This window comes from Streptomyces antnestii (genome assembly GCF_004005495.1).
Taxonomy (GTDB): Bacteria; Actinomycetota; Actinomycetes; order Streptomycetales; family Streptomycetaceae; genus Streptomyces; species Streptomyces antnestii.
Genome location: NZ_RZYA01000053.1, coordinates 1 through 1439, shown reverse-complemented (window position 1 = coordinate 1439; position 1439 = coordinate 1). Strand labels below are relative to the sequence as shown.

Annotated in this window: 1 protein-coding gene; it reads left to right on the top strand. The window is 67.6% G+C overall.

The features are described from left to right. Positions 1-1439: acyl-CoA carboxylase subunit beta (locus EOT10_RS40890; RefSeq protein ID WP_146003153.1), on the top strand; the 1439-nt coding region annotated here is incomplete at both ends.

Here is a 1439-nt window from a genome sequence, read left to right as displayed (position 1 = left end):
CGCATCGAACTCCTCCTGGACGAGGGCTCGTTCGTAGAACTCGACGAGTTCGCCCGCCACCGCTCCACCGCGTTCGGCCTGGACGAGAACCAGCCCTACGGCGACGGCGTCGTCACCGGCTACGGCACCATCGAGAACCGCCCGGTGGCCGTCTTCTCCCAGGACTTCACCGTCTTCGGCGGCGCGCTCGGCGAGGTCTTCGGCCAGAAGATCATCAAGGTCATGGACTTCGCCCTCAAGACGGGCTGCCCGGTCATCGGGATCAACGACTCCGGCGGCGCCCGCATCCAGGAAGGCGTCATGGCGCTCGGCATGTACGGCGAGATCTTCCGCCGCAACACGCACGCCTCCGGCGTCATCCCCCAGATCAGCCTGGTCGTCGGCCCCTGCGCGGGCGGCGCGGTCTACTCCCCCGCCATCACCGACTTCACCATCATGGTCGACCAGACCAGCCACATGTTCATCACCGGCCCGGACGTCATCAAGACCGTCACCGGCGAGGACGTCGGCTTCGAGGAACTGGGCGGCGCCCGCACCCACAACACCAACTCCGGCGTCGCGCACTACATGGCGGGCGACGAAAAAGACGCCATCGAATACGTCAAGACCCTCCTGTCCTACCTCCCCTCGAACAACCTGTCCGAGCCCCCCGCCTTCCCCGAACCCGCCGACCTGGCCCTCACCGACGACGACCGCGACCTCGACACCCTCGTCCCGGACAGCGCGAACCAGCCCTACGACATGCACACCGTCATCGAGCACGTCCTCGACGACGGCGACTTCTTCGAGACGCAGCCACTGTTCGCGCCGAACATCCTCACCGGCTTCGGCCGCGTCGAGGGCCACCCCGTCGGCATCGTCGCCAACCAGCCCATGCAGTTCGCCGGCTGCCTCGACATCGACGCCTCCGAAAAAGCGGCCCGCTTCGTGCGGACCTGCGACGCGTTCAACGTCCCGGTCCTCACCTTCGTCGACGTCCCCGGCTTCCTCCCCGGGGTGGACCAGGAACACACCGGCATCATCCGCCGCGGCGCGAAACTCATCTACGCCTACGCCGAGGCCACCGTCCCCCTCATCACCGTCATCACCCGCAAGGCGTTCGGCGGCGCCTACGACGTGATGGGCTCCAAGCACCTGGGCGCCGACCTCAACCTGGCCTGGCCCACCTCCCAGATCGCCGTCATGGGCGCCCAGGGCGCGGTCAACATCCTGCACCGCAAGACACTCGCCGCCAGCGACGACGTCGAGACCACCCGCCGCCGCCTCATCCAGGAGTACGAGGACACCCTCCTCAACCCCTACACCGCGGCCGAACGCGGCTACATCGACGCCGTGATCATGCCCTCCCAAACCCGCGCCCACATCGTCCGCGGCCTGCGCCAGCTCCGCACCAAACGCGAAACCCTCCCGCCCAAGAAGCACGGCAACATCCCGCTGTA